This window comes from Gorillibacterium massiliense, assembly GCF_000455485.1.
Taxonomy (GTDB): Bacteria; Bacillota; Bacilli; order Paenibacillales; family NBRC-103111; genus Gorillibacterium; species Gorillibacterium massiliense.
In genome coordinates this window covers 55,900-63,319 of the sequence record NZ_CBQR020000145.1, presented here as the reverse complement: position 1 = coordinate 63,319, position 7,420 = coordinate 55,900, and the positions used below count along the sequence as shown (strand labels likewise).

The 7,420-nt window shown below is 50.5% G+C and carries 7 protein-coding genes; all 7 read right to left on the bottom strand.

Going from position 1 to position 7,420, the window contains the following annotated elements:
* Nucleotides 1-466: IS3 family transposase (locus tag TJ79_RS26850; RefSeq protein WP_162162975.1), on the bottom strand; the 466-nt coding region annotated here is incomplete at its 3' end.
* A complete protein-coding gene (locus tag TJ79_RS27785) occupies nucleotides 367-729 on the bottom strand; it encodes a COG3415 family protein (RefSeq protein ID WP_040952010.1) in 363 nt (120 codons plus the stop codon). The genes TJ79_RS26850 and TJ79_RS27785, both read right to left, overlap by 100 nt.
* Nucleotides 730-830: 101 nt before the next feature.
* A complete protein-coding gene (locus TJ79_RS19470; protein WP_040952009.1) occupies nucleotides 831-1,772 on the bottom strand; it encodes a glycoside hydrolase family 43 protein in 942 nt (313 codons plus the stop codon).
* A gap of 87 nt (nucleotides 1,773-1,859) precedes the next feature.
* Nucleotides 1,860-3,677, bottom strand: coding sequence for a beta-L-arabinofuranosidase domain-containing protein (locus TJ79_RS19465; RefSeq protein ID WP_040952008.1), 1,818 nt, complete (start codon nucleotides 3,675-3,677; stop codon nucleotides 1,860-1,862).
* Nucleotides 3,678-3,691: 14 nt separating this feature from the next.
* A complete protein-coding gene (locus tag TJ79_RS19460; protein WP_040952007.1) occupies nucleotides 3,692-4,588 on the bottom strand; it encodes a carbohydrate ABC transporter permease in 897 nt (298 codons plus the stop codon).
* Between the two features lie 45 nt (nucleotides 4,589-4,633).
* Complete coding sequence (locus TJ79_RS19455) at nucleotides 4,634-5,563, bottom strand: ABC transporter permease (protein ID WP_040952022.1); 930 nt, start codon at nucleotides 5,561-5,563, stop codon at nucleotides 4,634-4,636.
* 107 nt (nucleotides 5,564-5,670) lie between these two features.
* Nucleotides 5,671-7,308 (bottom strand): type 2 periplasmic-binding domain-containing protein, encoded by a 1,638-nt coding sequence (locus TJ79_RS19450; protein WP_040952006.1) that lies wholly within the window; start codon nucleotides 7,306-7,308, stop codon nucleotides 5,671-5,673.
* Nucleotides 7,309-7,420: the final 112 nt, after the last annotated feature.

Below are 7,420 nucleotides of genomic sequence, written 5' to 3'. Positions count from 1 at the left end.
GATACAGCCAGACGTCTCCAACTCGGTACTGCGTAATATCTGTCACCCACTTTTGGTTCGGCGCATCGGCTTGAAATTGACGATCCAAGCTATTCTTTACGACACGATCACCTATGTTCCAAGTGCGGCTATTGTGGCGGTATTTTCGTCGAACCCTAGAGCGTAGCCCCATTTCTTGCATTAACCGCAAAACCTTTTTGTGGTTCATCCACACGCCCTGATCCTGATACATGAACAGTTGAACTTGTCGATATCCGTAGATGCCGTTGTAGCGTTCATAAGTAGCAGAAACTTGTTGTCTAGACGTCGCGTCTTTGTCTTCATCCTTTCGTCTTACATAGGCATAAAATCCGCTTCTTGAGATGCCTACTTCTTTACAGAGCTCTGTAACGTTAAAGCTTTCACGGAGCTCGTCGACAAGCCGATACTTCTCTGGTACACCTCCGCCTTCGTAATGGCCAACCACTTTTTTAGAACGGCATTCTCTAACTCCAAGCGTTTGACATATCGGTTCTCATCAATGTACTTTTTTCGCTTTCCACGATGATCCATGAGGCCATAGTCGCCCATCTGCTTGAACCGACGCATCCATATCTTTAGTCGGCTTATGTCCTCAATCCCCAATGCTTCTGCCACTTTCTGCTTTGTCATTCCTTGAAGCCGCATCTCTATAGCTTTCTTCTTTGTTTCAAAACTGTACGTACCATGCTTTTGTCCCTTTTTGTCCATAACGAAAAGCACCCCCTATAGTTTTCATCGGTTTAACACCAGGGTGTTTTTCCAATGTCTACTATAAGGGGTGCACTTCAGCGCCGACAAGGTTTTTCTCCTTATTGAAACCGGGGCGAACCGTCCCCGTTCCAGTTTAGCTTCATGATCATGGCATGGCGGTTGGGGTCGTACAGCGGATTGCCTTCGATCTTCTCGTAAGGCCGGGCGTGAAAAACAACTACATCCTCCCCGTCCTCCGAGAGAGTAAAGCTGTTATGCCCCGGTCCGTACAGCTTGCATTCCGGGTCTGTAACCATCACAGGGTAGCGGGACTTGCTCCAGGAGCGGGGGTCCAGCATATCGGCATCTGCAGATGCGGTCAACAATCCCATGCAATAGCAAGCGCCCGTGCCGCTGGCGGAATATGCAATATATACTTTGCCACCACGGATCAGCACAGCCGGCCCTTCGTTCACCCAGAAATCCACCCGTTCCCAATCGTAGTCCGGTGTGGACAACAGCACTTGAATAGTTTTCAGCTTCAAGGGCGACTCCATCTCCGCGATATACAAATTGGAGATCCCTTTTTCCCCGCCAACCTTCTGCGCCCAGACAAAGTAGCGCTTGCCGCGATTCTCGAAAACGGTGGCGTCCAGGGAAAAATCCGTAAAGGAATACGGATCACCCTCCGCTCTTTGCATCATGCCCCGCTCGATCCACTCGCCAGTCAAAGGGTCATCGGCGGCGCACTCCAGAACATAGGGACGAATCTTCCAAATGTCCTCCCGTTCTCCCGCCGCAAAATAGACGTACCATTTGCCGTCCAAATAATGCAGCTCCGGGGCCCAAATATGCTCGCTCATGGGGCCGCTTTCGTGTCTTTTCCAAATGATCACCGGGCTGGCTTCCGCAAGGCCGCGGATCGTAGCCGATCTCCTTAATTCGATACCGTCATATGCGGGGACGGAGCCCGTAAAGTAATACATGCCGTCGGAATGCCGGTATACATAGGGATCAGCCCGTTGTTCCAGCAAAAGAGTAGAATCCAATTCGGTTTTCATCCGCCATCCTCCGATGTTGTTTATCTCTAAAGTCAAAAGCCGCAAAGCCACAATACAGCGGTTTAAAGACAGCGGCTTAAAGCTTCATCAAGAGTGAATCCGGTTGTACATGTAGTACCAGGTCATCTCGCCAACCGTGTAATAAGGGGTAAATCTTCTCGTCAAAAAATCATAACCCGCCACATGCCCTTTATCGGTGATGAACGTAAAGGCCTCGCTTTCGACGGGATGAATCCAATCCTCCGGATGATCCACATCGCCGATGAACTGGGTCATTTTATCCGCCACCAAAACCAGCGGCCCGTAATTCAGCGCTACAATGTCCGGATTCCGGGCGTCTACCGCCTTAAAGTACAGCGAATAAGGGAACTCCACCTCGACCAGATCGCCATCCTGCCATACCCGATTTACCTTCGCCCACTCGCCCGGAACGATCCGGCATTCTACCACTTCGCCATTTACTATCAAACGGTTTGCACCGCCTGCCCAGGATGGAACCCGCAGCTTCAACTGAAACTCTACCGGCTCACTGGCGGAAATCCGCAGCCTGACTTGGCTTTCTTCCGGATAGCTCGAATAGTTTTCAACGCCGACGGCAACCCCGTTATGGGTCCATTTTACTTTGGAGGGGAGGTATTGGCTGATATACAAGCTAGTCTCGTCCTGATAGTAGAGCATGTTGGCATACTCCGCCACGTCCTGAGGAAAAGTCCCGGTGCAGCACTGCCATTCGAAGGCCTCTCCGCCGTCCTGCATTCTCCGGTCCTCAACGGATTTGATGGCGCCATCCAGAAAGTAATTGGCATAATACATGACTCTGCCGTGAGAATCGATGGGCAGCTGTCCACCGGTTCCGTTGTAGAGCAGTTTTTCCACCCAGTCGCCATACTTGGCATCTCCGGTGTATTGCAGCAAATAGTTGCAAAATTTGAACACCGCCCAAGCGCAGCAGGAGATTTCGCAGCTTCCCCACGTGTCGTTGCGGGTGACTTGCGAGCCGCCGAAATTGGTATAGAACGGACTTGCCAAAGTGATGTCCCAAGTGGATTTCAAGGAATCTCCCAGATAGCCCTCGTCCTCCGTGAACAAGCATTCCGCCGGGCCATATCCGCCTGTGGCAAAAATGTGATGGGTGGTGATTTCATCATAGGCGATTTTCATGGCCGACAAGTACCGCTCATCCTTCGTCGTCTCGTAAGCCCGGGCAGCGCTGGACAAGCTATTCACCTGACTATACGCATGGCGAGGGCCAATGTGAAAGTCACGGCTGTTCATTTTATCCCACAAATAATCGTAATCCCACAGTTCGGCGAAAGCCTTATACTTCTCATCCCCGGTCAATTGATAGGCGCGGTAGAGATTCTCAGGCAAGGTATACCACTCGATCATCTGATTCGTCCAAAGCTCGTGATCCTGCAGCCCATCGCGCTTGATATCCCGCTTGAACCGCCGTGCCGCAAAATCCGTCAACCGGGACATATATTTGGCAAGCTTTTCGTAACCCAAGTACTCGTACAGATCCAAAAAGCCGCCCATCAATTTGTCGTAGACATAGGTGTCATGATCGTACAAATTATCAGAACGGTCCGCACAGCGTATCCATTCCTCGATCAGGTACAGCGCCTTCTCCTTCAGCCGATAATCTCCGGTTACCCGATAGAGCTTGGCGAAGGCTCCCAGCTTTTGCCCGAAGGTGCTGGCGTTTTTTCCATACCACCCAGCCAGCCCATTGGCATCGGAGTGCACACCTGCCTGTTGCCGGAAAATATGAAGCAAATCGTAATTGGGAATCTCCAAATACACTTCAATGGTTTCGTCCAGCTGCCGCTTCCAATGGCTGTTTTTCAATGCCACGTTGGTGTATTCAAAAGCTTTCAAGGGATTTGCACTTTTCACCGCGCTCATCTCCGCTCTCCTCCTTACCCTTTGACGGAACCGATCATGACGCCTTTATCAAAGTATTTTTGGATGAAAGGATACACCAGCAAAATCGGCACCGTAGATACAATAATGACCGCGTACTTGACTTGGTCGGCGTATTGCTGGGCGTAACCGCCTGCCGCTCCTCCGGCGCCCGCGCCTTGAGAGAACACTTGGTTGGACAGCAAAATGTCCCGAAGAATGATCTGCAGCGGCTGCAGGTTATTGCTGCGGATATAAATCAAGCCAGTAAAGAAGTCGTTCCAGTGAGCCACAAGGTAATACAAACCGATAACGGAAACCACCGCTTTTGACAACGGCAGGGCCACCTTCGTAAAAAACTGGAAGTGGGTGCAGCCGTCCATGGACGCCGCTTCGAACAAATCCTTCGGAATGGACGATTCAAAGAATGTCCGAGCGATGATCAAGTTAAACACGTTGACGCAAAACGGAAGGATAAACACCCACATGCTGTTGACCATGTGAATATCCTTGATCAGCAAATAGGTCGGGATCAAGCCGCCGCTGAAAAACATAGTGAATACGAACAGGAACATGATCACCCGTCTTGCCCGGAATTCCGGCCGGGACAGCACATAAGCCGCCGGCAGTGTGAACAGCAGGTTCACAGCCGTTCCCAAAAAGGTATAAATGATAGTATTGGTATAGCCGGTCCATATGCGGGAATCCTGAAAGATTTGCTTATATCCGAACAAGCTCATATTCCGCGGGAACAGGGTCACTTTCCCCGTCGATACTAAGGTGGAGTCGCTTATGGATGCGATGATGATGAAATAGAGCGGGTACGCAATGATCACGAAGACCAGCGCCAGCAAAAGATAGACGACAAGATCGAATACGATATCTCCAGCCGTTTTGTTTTTGAAAAAGGTCATGCCTTTGCCTCCTTAACGTACAGTTCCTGCCAGGGGTCCTTCCCCTTACCACAAGCTGTTGTTCGTCGACCTTCTCGAAATGGCGTTCATCGCGTAGAGGAAGATGAAGTTGATCAAGGTATTGAACAAGCCGATGGCTGCCGAGTAGCTGAACTGGTTGCTCTTGATCCCGATTTTGTATACGTAGGTAGCGATAACCTCGGATACGGGAAGATTGAGCGAGTTTTGCATCAGGAACACTTTTTCAAATCCGGTGCTTAATACGCTGCCCATGCTAAGCACGAAGAGAATGATGATCGTCGGGATAATCGCCGGGATATCCACATTGCGGATCGTCTGCCACCGGTTAGCGCCGTCGATTTTCGCGGAATCGTATAATTGAGGGTCAACTGTAGACAGAGCCGCCAAATAAATGATGCTGTTCCAGCCGACATGCTGCCAAATATCCGACAGGACATAGGTGGGAACGAAAAATTTCGTGGAGCCCAGCAGATTGACGTTCTGCAAGCCGGAAGCTGTGATAAGCCGGCCGATGACGCCGGTGTTCGGGGAAAGCAGCACGACCAACATCCCGACCATGACGACGACAGAGATGAAGTGCGGCATGTAAACGGTGGTTTGCAGTATCTTTTTGATGCGCTTGCCAGCCAACTGATTGATCAGGAGAGCCAGAATGATCGGAGCGGGAAACCCGAGCAAAATCGTCGCCAGACTGATGGTCACCGTATTTCGCATCAAATCCCAGAACAGATAGCTGTCAAAAAACTGTTTGAAATAGAAGAGGCCCCGCCACTGTCCGCCTGTTAAGCCTTTGGAAAAGTCGTAGTCGCGGAACGCCAGTTGAATGCCATACATCGGGATATAATTGAAAATAAGGATAACGGCGATCGCCGGAATAATCATGAGCCAAAGTTGATGGTCGCGCTTGAACGTGTTCAAGACGGTGGGCTTCTTTTTCGCTTTGCTCTTCGTCATTTCCCCATTCACGACTTTTGTCTGGGAAAGCATGCCGTCACGCCCTTTCATTGGCGGAAGATGCTGCACCCCAAACGGCGCGCAGCATCCTCCTGCAATAAACTTGATTATTTATTGTTTTTCTTATAATCGTCGTAGTATTTTTGCATGATCTTCAGGTTGTCTGTGAGACCGGCTTTTTCGCTGTTCTTCACATAAGCATCCCATTCTTTGTCAATGCCGCCGTTTGTGATCCATTGGGAATATTTCGGCATGACCAAAGCCATCAGGTTGGTATTGTTGAGGCCCAAGGTGGAGTTGTCGGCGGTGCTGTACTTGATGAACATGCCCGGGAACACATCTTTTTCTTTATCGATCGCATCAAAGGTTGCTTTCAGCGGCTCCGTTTGTTTGATGTTGGAAGCCATATCCGTGCCGAGATTCAGTTTCAAATCGTCGGAGATATACATCGGGCCGTTGTCCGCCCAAGTGGACGTCCATTTCCAGGTACCCGGGTCCATGGCTGCGTCTGTCGGAGGCAGCACGCTGTACGTGCCATCACCGTTATCGGAAATGTTGGTGCCGAGAGAACCGAACAGAACCTGCATACTGACTTTCGGATCATACAGCTCGTTGATGAACTTCATAGCGGCTTCTTTGTTCTTGGTTTTTTCCGACATGGATACCATGTTGACGCCGTAGTTCAAAGAGTTGAAGTCGTAGTCCCAGGACAGCTTGTAATTGGCGTCGGCAGATACTTTCAAAGGCGCCATGGATTCATATTGCGGAGCCAGTGTGTTGCCTACGCGGTCTGTGATTTCCCAGCCCCAGGTAAAGCCGACGGTAGCTTTATCGCCGTTGCCGCGGGCTACGGCTTGGAACTTGGTGTAGTCTTGAGTAAAGACTTCCTTGTTGATCAGACCGGCGGCATAGCATTTATGCAGGAACTCGATCAATTGCTTGTAGCGTTCGTCAACGAAGAAGTTCTTGACTACGCCATCTTCCAGGAAGTAGCCTTGTCCGCTGCCGTCCGTCAAGGTGATGCCTAAGCTTCCCAAGAGCACCGTTGGCATAAAGTAACCTACACCACCTGTGCCGGCCGGTGCGAAATCCATCGGAATTTCATCTTTTGCTCCATTGCCGTTCGGGTCTTTATCCTTGAATGCCAGCAGCACATTGTAGAGCTCATCCCAGTTGGTCGGCATTTGCAAACCGAGCTTATCCAGCCATTGCTTGTTGATGTACTGTCTCGTTGCCGATGCCGGCCAGAATCTTTGGTATTTGGAGAGGCCGTAGATTTTTCCATCCAGTTGAGTGGAGATGGCTTTCGTTTCCGGCTTGGCTTCGAACATTGCCTTAACGTTAGGCGCATATTGATCAATGAGATCCGTCATGTCCTGGAACAAGCCGTTGAATTGGGCATACTCAGGGTCCGTAATGGCGTTCGGCCCGATGATCAAGTCCGGAATGTCGCCGCCAGCAAGGAGGGCACCTTTCTTCTGATCCCAATCCGCCGTAACCTCCTGCCACTCGATATTAACCCCTGCCCGGTCTTCCGCCTCTTGCAGCCATTTCATTTTGGATAATTCCTGAGTCAGCGGATGCTTGGTCATGATCGCCGTCAGCTTGACTTTCGCCCCCGAATTGCCCGAAGACTTTACCGTTGCAGCAGCATCTTTATTTTTGTCGCCGCCGTTTGAGCACCCCGCTACAACTGCCGTACCTAAACACAAAGCCATCAATGCAGGAAACAGTTTCTTTTTCAATTGCTTCTCCTCCATTTCGTTTGCTATATAGAAAGCGGTTCTGCGCAGAACGGAGTGAACCCGGCTGGTGCGCGTTTGTCCGCTTATCCCATGGTTGCGCTTACAGTGGAAT